Raw genomic sequence first — 15,395 nt, forward strand, 5'->3', positions numbered from 1 at the left:
GCCCGCGGCCGGGCGCGACCGGCAGGCGCAGGCGCACCGGGGCGCGCGCGTGCTGGTGGTCGACGACGATGCCGAGGTGCGCGACACGGTGGTCAGCCAGTTCGCGGCGCTCGGTGCGCGGGCCGAGGCGGTGCCCGACGGCGACGCTGCGCTGCGCTGGCTGGCCGGGCATGGTCCGGTCGAACTGGTGCTGTCGGACATTTCGCTTGGCGCGAGCGGCAGCGGCATCGCGTTCGCCGCGCGGCTCGCCGAACGCTGGCCGGGCCAACGCGTGGCGCTGACTTCGGGCCTACCGCCCGAGATGCATCAGTCGCATCCCGACTGGCGGGCGGACCTGCCGTTCGTGCAGAAGCCGTTCGACCTGGCGGCGCTCGTCGCGCTGCTGGGCTGACGCCCGGCGCCGATTGTTTCGATTGTTAATGGCAACGCGTGTTTCCGAAATGTTCGATTAACGCGACGGGTGTTTCATAGCGGTACGGCACCGGCGACGCGGTCGCGACGCCACGGCGCAAAAATCGAAAAACGGACGGAGACACCCTATGACGAAGATCAAGTCGGTCTTGCTGGCGATGGCGCTTGCGACGACGGCCGCGACGGCCGGCGCGGCGACGCTGAGGATTGCGTGCGGCGCGGCAGGCGTCGACCAGGACATCTGCCAGGTCTCGGCGAAGCAATGGGCCGCGAAGACCGGCAACGAGGTCGAGTTCATCAGCATGCCAAACAACTCGAGCGAGACGCTCGCGCTCTACCAGCAGCTCCTTGGCAGCGGATCGGACAAGATCGACGTGATGCAGATCGATACGGTCTGGCCGGGGATCCTCGCCAACCATCTGGTCGACCTGAAGCCCTACAGCAAGGGCCAGGAAAGCCAGTCGTTTCCGAGTGTCGTCGCGAACGATACCGTGAACGGCAAACTGGTCGCGATGCCGTGGTTCATCGACACGGGCCTGCTCTACTACCGCAAGGACCTGCTCGACAAGTACCGGGCGAAGGTGCCCGCGACGTGGGACGAACTCGATGCGACCGCGCGCAGGATCCAGGCGAGCGAGCGCGCAGCCGGCAACGAGAAGGTGTGGGGCTACGTGTGGCAGGGGCGTGCGTACGAAGGGCTCACCTGCGATGCGCTCGAGTGGGTCGCCAGCCACAACGGCGGCACGGTGATCGACGACAAGGGGCGCGTCACGATCGACAACCCGGGCGCGATCAAGGCCCTCGACCAGGCGGCGAAATGGGTCGGCACGATCAGCCCGAAGGCGGTGCTGAACTACGGCGAGGAAGAGTCGCGCGGCGTTTTCCAGGCCGGCAACGCGGTGTTCATGCGCAACTGGCCGTACGCATGGGCGATCGCGAATCGCGCAGGCAGTCCGATGAAAGGCAAGGTCGGCATCGCACCGCTGCCGAAGGGCGGCGCCGACGGCCGCCAGGCCGCCGCACTCGGCGGCTGGCAGCTCGCGGTGTCGCGCTACTCGCCGAACCCGAAGCTCGCCGCCGATCTCGTGATGTACCTGTCGAGCGCGGAAGTGCAGAAAATGCGCGCGGTGCAGGCGTCGTTCAATCCGACGATGCCCGCGCTCTACCATGATAAGGACGTCCTCCAGGCCAACCCGTTCATGGCCGACCTGCTGCTGACCTTCAACAGCGCGGTCGCGCGGCCGTCGACGGTCACCGGCGCCCGGTACAACCAGGTCAGCAACCAGTTCTGGAATGCCGCGCACGACGTGCTCGCGGGCAGCGACACCGCGGCGAGCGCGCTCGCGAGGCTCGCCTCGTCGCTCAACCGGCTCGCACCGGCCGGCAACTGGCGCTGAGCGCGGCGCCTCACGACCGATCGACCCGGCCGGCCGCCCGACGGCGCCGGCCCTGACGGGAGACTTTCCATGAGAACTGCAAGCATCCAGATAGACAGGACTCCTTTGTTAGCCGGGAGCCCGGCGCGAACGGGAACCGGGCTGGCGAGGGCGCGCCGCCGCCAGGCGTGGCTGCTGGTCGCGCCGGCGATGCTGATGCTGGTGGCGATCGCCGGCTGGCCGCTGTTGCGCACCGCGTGGTTCAGCCTGACCGACGCGCAGCTGTCCGACCTGACGCAGCGGCGGTTCGTCGGCCTCGACAACTACATCGGCGCGGCGGGCGTCCTGCGCGATCCGTCGTGGTGGCAAGCGGTGGGCAACACGGTGCTGTTCGCGGTCGTCTCGGTGCTGCTCGAGACGGCCGCGGGGCTGGGCGTGGCGCTGCTGCTCGACGTGCCGTCGCGGTTGCGTACGCTGCTGCGCGCGGCCGTGCTGGTGCCGTGGGCGATCCCGACCGTCGTTTCCGCGAAGATCTGGAGCTGGATGCTCAACGACCAGTTCGGGATCGTCAATGCAATGCTGATGGCGATCGGCGCGATTCACGAACCGCTCGCGTTCACCGCCGATGCGCGCCTCGCGTTTCCGACCATCGTGTTCGTCGACGTGTGGAAGACCACGCCGTTCATGGCGCTGCTGATGCTCGCCGCGCTGCAGACGGTGCCGCGCGACTGCTACGAGGCCGCGCGTGTCGACGGCGTGCCGCGCTGGCGGGTGTTCCGGTCGGTGACGCTGCCGCTGATCCTGCCCGGCGTGCTGGTCGCGATGATCTTCCGCTCGCTCGACGCACTACGCGTGTTCGACCTGATCTACGTGATGACGTCGAACAGCCGCATCACGAAAAGCATGTCGGTGTATGTGCGTGAACAACTGATCGATTTCCAGCAGGTGGGCTTCGGGTCGGCGTCGGCGATGCTGCTGTTCGCGACGATCGTGCTGTTCACCGTCGGCTACATGGCCGTCAGCCGGCGCCGGATCCAGGAGGCCTGACATGAAGAAGCATCCGCTCGAGACGGCGGTATACGCGGTGCTGTCGGCGCTCGTGCTGACGGTCGCGCTGTTCCCGCTCGTCTACATGATCGGCACGTCCGTCAAGCATGGCGACGCGCTGTTCGACACGTCGCTGTTCCCGGCGAGCCCGTCGCTCGACAACTACCGGCAGTTGTTTCGCGACCAGCCGTTCGGCGCGTACCTGCTGAACTCGGCTTGGGTCGCCGGCGGCGCGGTGGCGCTGTCGCTCGCGGTGTCGGTACTGGCTGCGTACGCGCTCGGCCGCGTGTCGTTTCGCGGGCGCGGCGTGTTGATGATGTGCATCCTCGGCGTGTCGATGTTTCCGCAGGTCGCGATCCTGTCCGGGCTGTTCGAGCTGATCCGCGCACTCGGCCTGTACGACCGCCTCGGCGCGCTCGTGCTGTCGGACCTGATCTTCACGCTGCCGTTCACGATCTGGATCCTCGTCACGTTCATGCGCGAGTTGCCGCGCGAGCTGGAGGAGGCCGCGCTGGTCGACGGCGTGGGCGTGTTCACGCTGATCTTCAGGATCTTCATGCCGCTGCTGCGGCCCGCGCTTGCCGCGACGTCGCTGCTCGCGTTCGTGTCGGCCTGGAACGAGTTCCTGTTCGCGCTGACCTTCACGATCTCGTCCGGGCAGCGGACGGTCCCGGTCGCGATCACGATGATCTCCGGGGCGAGCAGTTTCGAGCTGCCGTGGGGAACGATCATGGCCGCGTCGGTGATCGTCACGGTGCCGCTCGTGCTGCTGGTGATGGTCTGCCAGCGTCAGATCGTATCCGGGCTGACGGCCGGCGCGGTCAAGGGGTGAGCGGGTAACCCCCGCCGTCGTCAAACAGGAGCGAAAGCATGAGCCAGATCAAATTGAGCGGTCTTCACAAACAGTTCGGTGCAACCCCGATCCTCCATGACGTGAACCTGACGGTCGAGCCCGGCGAGTTCTGCGTGTTCATCGGCCCGTCCGGCTGCGGAAAATCGACGTTGCTGCGGATCATTGCCGGACTCGACGAACAGAGCGCCGGCGACGTATGGATCGACGGGCACTGTGTCAATGCGTTGGCGCCTGCGCGCCGCGATATTGCGATGGTGTTCCAGAGCTACGCGCTGTATCCGCACATGTCGGTCTATGAAAACATGGCGTTCGGCCTGCGGCACCTCGGCTTGCCGAAACACGAGGTCGACCGGCGGGTGCGGCATGCGTCCGCGTCGCTGCGCCTCGACGAATTGCTGGGGCGCAAGCCCGGCGCGCTGTCCGGCGGCCAGCGGCAGCGTGTCGCGATCGGCCGTGCGATCGTGCGCAAGCCGAAGGTCTTCCTGTTCGACGAGCCGTTGTCGAACCTCGATGCCGCGCTGCGCGTGAAGACGCGTGTCGAGATCGCGAAGCTGCATCGCAGCCTCGACAACACCAGCATGATCTACGTGACGCACGACCAGGTCGAGGCGATGACGCTCGCGGACAAGATCGTTCTGCTGCGCCCGCTCGAAGGGCGGGCCGGCGTCGCGAGCGTCGCGCAGGTCGGCACGCCGCTCGACCTCTATCACCGCCCGGCGAGCCAGTTCGTCGCCGGCTTCATCGGTTCGCCGGCGATGAACTTCCTGCCGGCGACGGTCGTGTCGGCGGGCGCCCGCGACGTGCGCGTGCTGACCGGCGGGCACGCGCTCGGCGCGAGCGTGTCGGGCGACGGCCTCGCGCGAGGCGGCGAAGTGACGCTGGGCATTCGCCCCGAGCATGTGCGGGTCGGGGCCGGCGACGTCACGGGAGAAGTCGCGCACGTCGAGCAGATGGGCGAGCACACCTATCTCTACCTCGATACACCGCTTGCCGCGCAGCCGATCGTCGCGAAGACCGACGCCCCCGGCGCGCGGATCGGCGAGCGCATCCGCGTCGACCTGCCGGCCGGCGCGCTGCACCTGTTTCACCCGGATGGTCGCGCGGCCGTGCGCATGCCGAGCGAGGCCGCCACCGCGGCGCGCGCGACGGCCTGAGCACGACGCACGCAATCCGTTCACGGCTTTCAGACGGCCATGGCGCGCGGCCGCTGTCGAATCGGCGCCCACTCATGAAAAAAGGATAGTTATGCAAAACAAGAAACTTTCGGTGATCGTCTGGAACGAATTCGAGCACGAACGCGAAAACGCCGGCGTGCGCGCGATCTATCCCGACGGACTGCACCAGGTGATCGCCAGTGCGCTTGCGGAAACGCCGGCGCTCGGGCACGGCGCGCTGCCGCTCGAGATCGGCGTCGCGACGCTCGATCAGCCGGAGCACGGGCTCGACGAGGCGCGGCTTGCCGCATGCGACGTGCTGATCTGGTGGGGGCACAAGGCGCACGCGAAGGTGTCCGACGAAGTCGTCGAGCGCGTGCAGCGTCGCGTGCTCGAGGGGATGGGCCTGATCGTGCTGCATTCCGGGCACTTCTCGAAGATCTTCCGCCGCCTGCTCGGCACGCACTGTTCGCTGAAGTGGCGCGAGGCCGCCGAGAAGGAACGGCTGTGGGTCGTCGAACCGTCGCATCCGATCGCGGCCGGGCTCGGCGAGTATTTCGAGCTGCAGCACGAGGAGATGTACGGCGAGCGCTTTGATATCCCGCAGCCGGACAGCACCGTGTTCATCTCGTGGTTCGAAGGCGGCGAAGTATTTCGTTCGGGCTGCTGCTGGGAGCGCGGTCACGGCCGGATCTTCTATTTCCGCCCCGGGCACGAAGCGTACCCGACCTATCACGACCGCAACGTGCAACGCGTGATCGCGAACGCGGTGCAGTGGGCCGCGCCGCGCGTGAATCTCGCCGACCGATGCCCGAACTCGCCGCCGCTCGAAACGCTCAGCGAGAAGAGCGGGCAGTTCGCGCATGTCGGTATCCAACAAACCGCGGGAGACCTCGCATGAACGACGACTACAAGGTGGAACTGCCGGAAGCGGCGGCGATTGCCCGCGGCCGCCGCCTGCGCGTGGGCGTGATCGGGCTGGGGATCGGCCGCAAGCATATCGAAGGCTGGCGCGAGCATCCGGACGTCGACGTGGTCGCGATTGCCGACCCCGACGCGAAGCGGCTCGCGAAAGTCGGCGACGCGCTGGGCATCGACGCACGCTACGCATCGGCCGATGCGATGCTCGCAGCGGAGAAGTTGGATGTCGTCAGCGTCTGCACGCCGAACAAGTTCCATCGCGAGTTGACGCTCGCCGCGTTCGATGCGGGATGCCACGTGCTGTGCGAGAAGCCGATGGCGCTGAACGCGGACGAGGGGCGCGAGATGCTGATCGCCGCGCAGCGCGCAGGCAAGCGGCTGATGATCAATTTCTCGTACCGCTTCAGCGCGCAGTCGCGCGCGCTGAAGGCGCAGGTCGATAGCGGCCTGTTCGGCGATTTCTATTTCGGGCGGACGGTCTGGCATCGCCGGCGCGGGATGCCCGGATTCGGCGGCTGGTTCGGCACGAAGGCGCTGGCGGGCGGCGGGCCGCTGATCGATCTCGGCGTGCATCGCCTCGATCTCGCGCTGTGGCTGATGGGCTATCCGAAACCCGTGTGGGTGATGGGCAGCACTTACGATCCGATCGCGCGCGAGCTCGCGGCGCGCGCGGGCAAGACGTTCGACGTCGAGGATCTCGCGGCTGCGCTGATCCGCTTCGACAACGGCGCGACGCTCGCGCTCGAGGCGTCGTGGGCAACCAACATCCAGGAAGCGGAGTTGATGGAGACGCGCCTGCTCGGCACGCGTGCCGGGCTGCTGCAGAAGAACCTGAACGAGGGCTACACGTTCGATGCGCACGTGTTCATCGAGCAGAACGGTGCGCAGTTCGACATGCGCCTGAATCCGCCCGCGGAAGGCGCGCATTCCGCGATGTACGACTACGCGGAAGCGATCCTGTGCGACGTCCCGCATCCGGCGCCTGGTGAGGAAGGGCTGATCGTGATGGAAATTCTCGACGCGATCTATGCGAGCGCGGCCGCGGGCGAGCCGATTCGCATTCACGCGCCCGGGCCGGCGGCCGTCGATGCGCCGCCGGTGCTGGACCTCGACGTCGCGGGTTGACGTCGCCGGCTGACTTCGTACGGGGCCGGCGCGCGGATCGTCCACCGCGCCGGCCCGACAGCAACATGACGGACGACGCAGCACACACAGCTATTCGATGACGCCGCGCATCGCACGCGGCGCACTGACAACGTTTGGAGACACGTTCATGATCGACGAAGCAGGCCACGCCGCGCGCGGCCCCGCACGCACCCCGCTCAGGCTCACGCGGCTCGCCGCCGCCTTCTCGCTGGCCGTCGCGTCGGCCGCGCTGCATGCGGCGCCGGATCCGGCAACGACGGTCGCCGCGGACGGCGCGGCGGGCGGCTTGTCGCAGGCAACCGGCGTCGTGCCGGCCGACACGAGCCCCGCCAACGTGGCCACGCCGACGCCGTCGTCGGCCTGGAACCAGTTGACGCCGTGGACGCAGTTTCACGGCTATCTGCGGGCCGGCGTCGGGACCAGCGACAGTCACTCGCAGGCCTGCTTCCAGTTGCCGGGCGCACAGAGCAAGTACCGGCTCGGCAACGAATGCCAGGTCTACAGCGAACTGGAGATCGACCAGACGCTGTACAAGTTCTCGAACGGCATGCAGCTGTCGGCGGTCGGCATGGCGAGCCTCGTCAACGATCTCGATCGCACGCCGACCTTCAACGGCGATCACGGGCGCATCCGCCTGCCGCAATCGTACGTGCAGCTCACGAACTTTCCGGGGCTCGACGACATGCGCATCTGGTTCGGGCGCATCTACTACCGGCGCAATGACGTCCACATGAACGACTTCTATTACTGGAATCCGAGCGGCCTCGGCGCAGGCATCGAGAACGTGCCGATCGGCGGCGGCCTGAAGCTCAGCTATGCGCTGTTCCGCGAGGACTATATCGACCAGCCCAACTACGCGACGCGGCACGACCTCCAGTTGTCGGGCGTGCATCCGAATCCGGGCGGCGAACTGCAGTTCGGGCTGTCGTACATTCCGGCCCGCGCGCCGGTGCTGAATTCGAGCGGCATGCTGCAGGACGCGCACGGCGGCTGGTCGTTCACGGTTCAGCACGTGCAGACCAACCTGCTCGGCGGCAAGAACAAGCTTGCGTTCCAGTACGGCGTCGGTCCGGGCACGGGCCTCGGCTACACGGGAACGCTGACCAACGACAACCGCTACAAGAGCCTGCGCGTGCTCGATGCGTTCGACTGGCAGGCGACGCGCGACTTCAGCGGCCAGGTGGTCGGCATCTACCAGCGCGACATCGCGCCGTCGGGCGGGTCGCAGACCTGGATATCGATGGGTGTGCGGCCGGTGTATGCGTTTACGCAGCACATCAAGCTGCAGGGCGACCTCGGGCACGATCGCGTGACGCCGTCCGGCGGCCCGACGCGCACGCTGCTGAAGGCGAGCGTCGCGCTGACGCTCGCGATGGACCGCTCGTTCTGGTCGCGGCCCGAATTCCGCGTGTTCTACACGTATGCGCGCTGGAACCAGGCCGCGCAGGATGCGGCGGCGCCCGGCGATCCGCTGTCGACGACGGGCATCTTCGGTACGTCGCGCACGGGTTCGACGGTCGGCGCGCAGGTCGAATGGTGGTGGTGAGCACGATGACGGAACGCTGTACGACGATATCGATGGGTGCCGATGCCGCGCCGTTCTCGCGCATCGTGTTCGGGATGTGGCGGATCGGCGACTGGGCGCTGTCGGCCCGCGAGCGCCGTGCGCTGATCGAGGCGGCGCTGGAACTCGGCGTGACGAGCTTCGACCATGCGGACATCTACGGCGACTACACGGCCGAGGGCCTGTTCGGCGACGTGCTGGCCGATGCGCCGCACCTGCGCGAGCGGATGCAGATCGTCACGAAGTGCGGGATCCGGCTCGTGTCCGCGCGCCGGCCTGCGCACGGGATCAAGCACTACGACACGCGGGCCGCGCATGTGGTCGCGTCGGTCGAGCAGTCGCTGCGCGCGCTGCGCACCGACCGGCTCGACCTGCTGCTGCTGCATCGTCCCGATCCGCTGATGGATGCCGACGAAGTCGCCGCGACGTTTGATGCGCTCCGGCGTGACGGAAAGGTGAGGGCATTCGGGATATCGAACTTTACGCCGGCACAGGCCGAGTTGCTGCAGGACCGGATGGCGGCGCACGGTTCGTCGCTCGCGACGAACCAGGTCGAATGCTCGCTGCTGCATCTCGCGCCGCTCGACGACGGCACGTTCGACCAGGCGCAGCGCTGGCGCTGTCCGCCGATGCTGTGGTCGCCGCTCGCGGGCGGACGCCTGTTGACGGAGGCATCGCCCGCCGCGACACGCGTGCGCGCGACCGCGGCGCGGATCGGCGACGCGCTCGGCGTGTCCGCGACGACGGTGCTGTTCGCGTGGCTGCTCGCATTGCCGTGCCGGCCGCTGCCGATCGTCGGGTCGAGCCGGATCGCGGCGCTGCGCGAAGCCGTGGCGGCGACGCGCGTGACGCTCGAACGCGAACAATGGTTCGAACTGCTGCACGCGGCGCGCGGCGCGGATGTGCCATGACCGTTGCGATCGGCACACGATGACAATCCGGGAGATACGATGAACGAAGCGACCCTGAGCGGTCATCCGGTCGCGCCGTGCGGCACGCGTGCCGGCGAACCCCGCTTGCTGGCGGACATCGGCGGCACGCACGCGCGCTTCGCGCTGGAGACCGCGCTCGGCGGGATCGGCGACGTGCGCGTCTATCGATGCAGCGCCCATGCCGGCGTGGGCGATGCGGTGCGCGCGTTCCTGCATGACGCGGGCGGCGTGCGGGTGCGGCACGCGGCGATCGCGATCGCCAATCCCGTGGACGGCGACATCGTCAGCATGACCAATCATGACTGGCGCTTCTCGATCGATGCGACGCGCCGCGCGCTCGGATTCGACACGCTGCACGTCTTCAACGACTTCTCGGCGCTGGCGATGGCCGTGCCGCATCTGTCCGCGGGGCAGCGGCGGCAGGTCGGCGGCGGGCACGCGTCGCCCGCGGGTACGGTCGGCGTGCTCGGCGCCGGCACGGGGCTGGGCGTTTCCGCGCTCGTGCGCGCGGGCGACGCATGGGTGCCGCTGTCCGGCGAGGGCGGGCATGTGTCGTTCGCGCCCGCCGACGCACGCGAGGCCGACGTGCTGCACTACGCGCGGGCACGCTGGCCGCACGTGTCGTTCGAGCGGCTGGTCGCGGGCCCCGGCATCGCGGTGATTCACGCGGCGCTCGCCGCGCGCGACGGCTGCGACCCACCCGAGGCCGACGCGGCCGATACGGCGGCCATCATCGAACGTGCGCTCGCCGGCGACGCACGCTGCATGGCGACCCTCGATTGCTTCTGCGGGATGCTCGGCACGTTCGCGGGCAATCTGGCGCTGACCCTCGGCGCGACCGGCGGCATCCATATCGGCGGGGGCGTTGTGCCGCGCCTCGGGGCATGGTTCGATGCGTCGCCGTTTCGTGCCCGCTTCGAGGCGAAGGGCCGCTTTGCCGGCTATCTCGCGAGGATTCCGACCTTCGTGATCACCGCGCCGCATCCGGCTTTCGTCGGCGTGTCGCACCTGCTCGCTCGCGCGTTGGGCGAGGCCGGCTGACGCGATGCACAGACCACAGGGGCGGGGCGCGATGCCGTGCGTTGCCGTCGAGCATGGACCGGATGAGCACTCGCAACGGCGCGCATGCGCGTGCTGTCGCATGTCGATCGGCCCCGCCGCCGCCGCGCGCAACACGAGCGTGTCGCAGCCGCACCGTCATGTCCGGCTTGCGTGGTTGTAGCGTGACTGTCTGCAAGATGTCGGCATTTTGAAAGAAATCCGGTGGTACGCGACGCCGCCCTATGGAATACGCCGACTGGAAGTCGTCCCGGAACTCATTTACTTTTAGAGCAATGTCGCCGATGCGTCGTGCGTTCCGGAGGAGTCGTGACCACATTCCAGAAAGTGTGGCAGTTGCTGGTCGGAAAGCCGCTCGACCCGCTCGATCCGCGCACGCGGCATGCGATCGCCGTGACGCCGCTGCTGGCCTGGGTCGGGCTCGGCGCCGACGGGCTGTCGTCGTCGTGCTACGGCCCGGAAGAAGCGTTCCTCGCGCTGGCGCACCATACGCCGCTCGCGCTGTTCCTCGCGCTCGCGACGTCGGCGACCGTGTTCATCATCGCGCTTGGCTACAACCAGGTGATCGAGCTGTTTCCGACGGGCGGCGGCGGGTATCGCGTCGCGACGTCGCTGCTCGGTTCGAAGCCGGGGCTCGTGTCGGGTGCGGCGCTGCTGGTCGACTACGTGCTGACCGTCGCGACGTCGCTCGCGAGCGGCGTCGACGCATTCTTCAGCCTGCTGCCGGTGAGCGCGCAGGCGTTCAAGCTCACGACCGAGATCGTGCTGATCCTGCTGATGACGGGGCTCAACTTCCGCGGGATGCGCGAATCGATCATGGTGCTGCTGCCGATCTTCATCGGCTTCGTGGTCCTGCACTTCGCGCTGATCGTCTATGGCGTCGCCGTGCACGGCAGCAACCTCGCGATGATCGTGCCCGATGCCGTGCACGAGGCGCACGGGATGTCGCAGTCGCTCGGCGTATTCGTGGTGCTTGCGCTGCTGATGCGCGCGTTCTCGCTCGGCGGCGGCACCTACACGGGCCTCGAGGCCGTGTCGAACAACGTGAACATGCTCGCCGATCCGCGCGTGCCGAACGGCAAGGTGACGATGTGGTACATGTCGACGTCGCTCGCGTTCACGGCCGGCGGCATCATCCTGCTGTACATGCTGTGGCACGCGCGGCCGGTCGAAGGCCAGACGCTCAACGCGGTCGTGTTCGGCAGCGTGATCGACCATCTCGGGCTCGGCTCCGCGTTCGCGCGGCATGCATTGCTCGCGGCCGTGCTTGCGTTCGAGGCCGGGCTGCTGATGGTCGGCGCGCAGACGGGCTTCCTCGACGGCCCGGCCGTGCTGTCGAACATGGCGTCGGATTCGTGGGTGCCGCGCCATTTCCGTGATCTGTCGGGGCGCCTCGTGCGGCAGAACGGGATCATCGTCGTCGGGCTGTCGAGCCTGCTGATCCTGTTGTGGACGCACGGCAGCGTCGACGTGCTCGTCGTGCTGTACAGCATCAACGTGTTCCTCACGTTCAGCCTGTCGCTGCTCGGGCTGTGCACTTACTGGTGGCGCCATCGCAGCGAGCAGGGCTGGTTCAAGCACTTCTTCCTGTCGGCGCTCGGGCTGAGCGTGACGGCGACCGTGCTCGTCATCACGCTGATCGAGAAGTTCACGGCGGGCGGCTGGCTCACGGTGCTCGTGACGAGCGCGGTGATCGCGCTGTGCTTCATGATCAACCGCCACTACGCATACACGCGCGCGCAGCTCGCGAAGGAAGATGCGCTGTTCTCCGGCAACCCGCCCGAAGTCGACGAGGCTACCGCGCCGGGCAAGCCCGATCCGTCGCAGCCGACGGCCGTGCTGCTGGTCGGCAAGCATCGCGGCGCGAGCATGCACGCGCTGCTGTGGGTCAACCGGCTGTTTCCCGGCCACTTCCGCAACGTGATCTTCCTCGCGGTCGGCGAGGTCGACGCGAAGGCATACGACGGTCACGAACATCTCGAACGGCTGCGCCATACGATTACCGAAGCGCTCGACTACTATGTCGCGCACTGCCGCCGCAACGGCATCGCGGCCGACTACCGGATCGCGTTCGGCACGAATCCCCTGGTCGAATTCATGAACCTCGCGTCGTCGACGCTCGACGAGTACCCGAACGCCGTGTGCTTCGCGAGCAAGCTGATCTTCCGGCGGGTGAATTTCCTCACCGCGTGGCTGCACAACCAGACGCCCGTCGAGTTGCAGGCGCGCCTGCACGTCGAAGGCAAGCAGATGGTGCTGTTGCCGATGAACGTCGGGTAGCGGTGCGGCGCGTACACGCTCGCATGGATGTGGCGCGGCGAGCGCGTGGGCGACTGCCGGGAGCAGCCGTCAGGGCTGATGATGCCGATGCGGGCGGTGAGGCCGCCGCAGCGGCGGGTGATGGAATTTGGCCCTCAGCCGGTCGCGCCCCGGGCGCTTGACGAAGAACAGCACGGCGAGCGCGACAAACGCCAGCAGCACGACGACTTCCACGATCCCGTTTTCCATGGTGCCTCCCGGTCGCGGGCGGACGATCCTTCTGCGGCGTTCGGCGATCGAGCGAATGCCGGCGGCCGCATGCGACGACGCTTTCATGTCTCATTGTAGGTCGGCGTGCACCGGCTTGACGCGTGCGTATGCGTCGCCCACACTGGCCGACACGCGGGTCGCGCGGTTGACTCTGTCCGTTGCACGACCGCGCTTTCCGTGAACCGCGACGAGGTGCGATGTGGTGCGCTTTTCTGTCGGCCTGGCCGGCTGGGTGCTGGCGTGCGCTGCCGCGTTCGGCGCGTCGAACGCCGTCGGCGCGCCGCCGGGCACGGGCCCGGCGGCGGGTGGGGCGAACGACGTTGCCGGCGAAGCGCCCGTCACGGTCGTCAGCGACGTCCACGAATTCGTGATCCAGCACGACGGCTCGCTCGACGAGCACGACGATTCGACGCTGCGCGCGAACGACGCGAACGGTATCGATGCAATCGCGCAGCGCTACGTGTGGTTCGACAAGAATCTCGAGAAGGTGGACCTGCTCGCGGCCGAGACGATCGACCGCAACGGTGTCGCGCATCCGGTCGGCGCGGACGGCATCCGTGACGTGCAGGAACCGCGCTCGGCCGGCGCGCCGACATTCCAGGACGGGCTGCTGCGCACCGTCGTGTTTCCCGGCGTCGAAGCCGGGTCGAGCACGCGCGTGGCGTTCCGCAAGACCCGCACGAAGCCGGTCAACCGCGGCTACTTCGGCTATACCGTGGCGCCGTCGCGCGAGCCGGTCGACAGCCAGCGGCTGATCTTCGACATGCCCGCCGACATGCCGCTGTACGCGGATGCGCGCGGCTACGTCGCGCTGCCGCCGGTCACCGCGAACGGCCGCACGCGCTACGAATTCGACTACCGGCACGGCCCGTACGACCGCATCGAGAACGGCGCGGTCGGCTACGCGACCTACGGCGACCGGCTCGTCGTGTCGACGCTGCCCGACTATGCGGCGTTCGCCGCGCGCTACCGCAACGCGGCCGTCGATCCGGGCGCGGACGATCCGGTCGTTGCGCAGTTGGCGCGCACGCTCACCGCGGGTGTCGCCGATCCGCGCGACAAGGCGCGCATCCTGTACGACTGGGTGCAGGCGAACATCCGTTACGTCGGGTTGTTTCTCGGCGAAACGGCTGCCGCGCCGCATCATGTGCCGGACATCCTGCGCAACCGCTACGGCGACTGCAAGGATCATGTCGCGCTGTTCGGCGCGCTGCTCGCGGCGGTCGGCATTCGCAGCGAACCGGTGCTGCTCAATCTCGGGTCCGTCTACACGCTGCCGTCGGTGCCCGGCTACGGCGGCGGTGCGATCAATCACGCGATCACGTGGCTGCCCGATCTCGCGCTCTATGCGGACACGACGACGGCCGGCATCGCATTCGGCTATCTGCCGCCGATCGTGATGGATCGTCCCGCGCTGCTGGTCGACACGGGCGTGCTGTCGCGCACCCCGGCCACGCAGCCGCGCGGCCGTATCGCGCTGGTCGGGATCGATGCGGCCGGGCCGGACGCCACGCATTTTCACGCGTACGTCGAGGACGACGGCTGGACGGCCGAACTCGAACGCAACCTGTTTCGCCGCGCGACACCCGACGTCATCGCGCAGCTCGCGAACGACCGCTTGCGGCAAAGCGGCTTGCGCGGCCGCGCGCAACTGTCGACCAGTGACCGGCGCGTCACCGGCGGGCCGTTCGACGTGACGATGTCGGGCACGCTCGATCATTTCGTGTGGCCTGACGGCACGACCGCGTTGCCCGCGCTGTCGAGCCTGACGGGCGGCATCGCGACGCAGGTCGAGAACTGGCTCGCCGAGCCCGTGCGCACGCAGCCGTGGGGCTGCATCGGCGGCACGTTCGACGAGACCGGCCAGATTGCGCTGCCGGCCGACGTCGCGGTGACCGACCTGCCGGCCGATACGGCCGTGCACGACCGCTTCGTCGACTTCACGTCGCATTACGTATTCGACGCGGCCGCGCGCGTCGTGCAGGTCACGCGGCGGATGACGGCGAATTTTGGCCGTCAGGTGTGTACGGCGGACGAATTCACGGCGCTGCGCGCGTCGCTCGAACGCATCGAACGCGACACGCAGGCGCAGATCGTCGTGCGGGCGAAGGGGCGTTGAACGGGCAGTGGGCGCGTCGCCGCCATCGGCCGACGCACAGGAGGACATCATGACGGAACGGGACTACGAGATCGCCGATCTCTCGAAGGATTTGCTGGGCCGGATCGTGCAGGGCACCGTCGCGAACGGCGCGCCTGTGGATGCAGAGCAGTGCGCTGCGCTCGCCGTGCAATGCGCGACGGCGCTGGTCGACAAGCTCGACGCGCGCAGCGGCTGAAAGCGGAAGGACGTCACGCGCGGCGGCGACTTGAGCACCGCCGGCGAATGTGCGACTTCGGAACGAA

The 15,395-nt window shown here is 68.2% G+C and carries 13 protein-coding genes and 1 pseudogene; 13 read left to right on the forward strand and 1 reads right to left on the reverse strand.

Features of this window, described 5'->3' with window-relative positions:
• The 11 genes and pseudogenes from LGN17_RS33810 to LGN17_RS33860 all read left to right on the forward strand — a co-directional run.
• A partial coding sequence (locus tag LGN17_RS33810; protein ID WP_226201186.1) for a response regulator occupies positions 1–391 on the forward strand: 391 nt, incomplete at its 5' end.
• A 148-nt stretch (positions 392–539) separates the two neighbouring features.
• Positions 540–1,808, forward strand: coding sequence for an ABC transporter substrate-binding protein (locus LGN17_RS33815; protein ID WP_226201187.1), 1,269 nt, complete (start codon positions 540–542; stop codon positions 1,806–1,808).
• A gap of 69 nt (positions 1,809–1,877) precedes the next feature.
• Positions 1,878–2,834, forward strand: a complete 957-nt coding sequence (locus LGN17_RS33820; protein ID WP_226201188.1) for a carbohydrate ABC transporter permease — start codon at positions 1,878–1,880, stop codon at positions 2,832–2,834.
• A gap of 1 nt (position 2,835) precedes the next feature.
• Complete coding sequence (locus LGN17_RS33825; protein WP_226201189.1) at positions 2,836–3,666, forward strand: carbohydrate ABC transporter permease; 831 nt, start codon at positions 2,836–2,838, stop codon at positions 3,664–3,666.
• Between the two features lie 38 nt (positions 3,667–3,704).
• Positions 3,705–4,841: an ABC transporter ATP-binding protein gene (locus tag LGN17_RS33830; protein ID WP_226201190.1), complete on the forward strand. Its 1,137-nt coding sequence runs from the start codon at positions 3,705–3,707 to the stop codon at positions 4,839–4,841.
• Positions 4,842–4,932: 91 nt separating this feature from the next.
• Entirely contained in the window at positions 4,933–5,742 is an 810-nt protein-coding gene (locus LGN17_RS33835; RefSeq protein WP_175954332.1) for a ThuA domain-containing protein, read from the forward strand.
• Positions 5,739–6,887, forward strand: a complete 1,149-nt coding sequence (locus LGN17_RS33840) for a Gfo/Idh/MocA family protein (RefSeq protein ID WP_226201191.1) — start codon at positions 5,739–5,741, stop codon at positions 6,885–6,887. Before LGN17_RS33835 ends, LGN17_RS33840 begins: the two co-directional genes overlap by 4 nt.
• A gap of 148 nt (positions 6,888–7,035) precedes the next feature.
• A complete protein-coding gene (locus tag LGN17_RS33845; RefSeq protein WP_226201192.1) occupies positions 7,036–8,454 on the forward strand; it encodes a maltoporin in 1,419 nt (472 codons plus the stop codon).
• Positions 8,455–8,459: 5 nt separating this feature from the next.
• The gene (locus LGN17_RS33850) at positions 8,460–9,383 is read left to right on the forward strand and encodes an aldo/keto reductase (protein ID WP_226201193.1); all 924 of its coding nucleotides are present in this window, start codon (positions 8,460–8,462) and stop codon (positions 9,381–9,383) included.
• A gap of 39 nt (positions 9,384–9,422) precedes the next feature.
• Positions 9,423–10,430: pseudogene (locus tag LGN17_RS33855) on the forward strand (glucokinase); the annotation flags it as partial.
• A gap of 342 nt (positions 10,431–10,772) precedes the next feature.
• Positions 10,773–12,743 carry an APC family permease gene (locus tag LGN17_RS33860; protein ID WP_226201194.1) on the forward strand — a complete coding sequence of 657 codons (1,971 nt, stop codon included), beginning with the start codon at positions 10,773–10,775 and terminating at the stop codon, positions 12,741–12,743.
• A 69-nt stretch (positions 12,744–12,812) separates the two neighbouring features.
• Here LGN17_RS33860 and LGN17_RS33865 read toward each other — a convergent pair whose 3' ends face one another.
• Positions 12,813–13,058, reverse strand: a complete 246-nt coding sequence (locus LGN17_RS33865; RefSeq protein ID WP_226201195.1) for a hypothetical protein — start codon at positions 13,056–13,058, stop codon at positions 12,813–12,815.
• A gap of 133 nt (positions 13,059–13,191) precedes the next feature.
• Here LGN17_RS33865 and LGN17_RS33870 point away from each other — a divergent pair, with 133 nt between their 5' ends.
• Both LGN17_RS33870 and LGN17_RS33875 read left to right on the forward strand, forming a co-directional pair.
• Positions 13,192–15,111, forward strand: coding sequence for a DUF3857 domain-containing protein (locus LGN17_RS33870; protein WP_226201196.1), 1,920 nt, complete (start codon positions 13,192–13,194; stop codon positions 15,109–15,111).
• A gap of 49 nt (positions 15,112–15,160) precedes the next feature.
• Complete coding sequence (locus LGN17_RS33875; RefSeq protein WP_174378269.1) at positions 15,161–15,328, forward strand: hypothetical protein; 168 nt, start codon at positions 15,161–15,163, stop codon at positions 15,326–15,328.
• Positions 15,329–15,395 lie beyond the last annotated feature (67 nt).

Source organism: Burkholderia sp. AU30280, assembly GCF_020420125.1.
Taxonomy (GTDB): Bacteria; Pseudomonadota; Gammaproteobacteria; order Burkholderiales; family Burkholderiaceae; genus Burkholderia.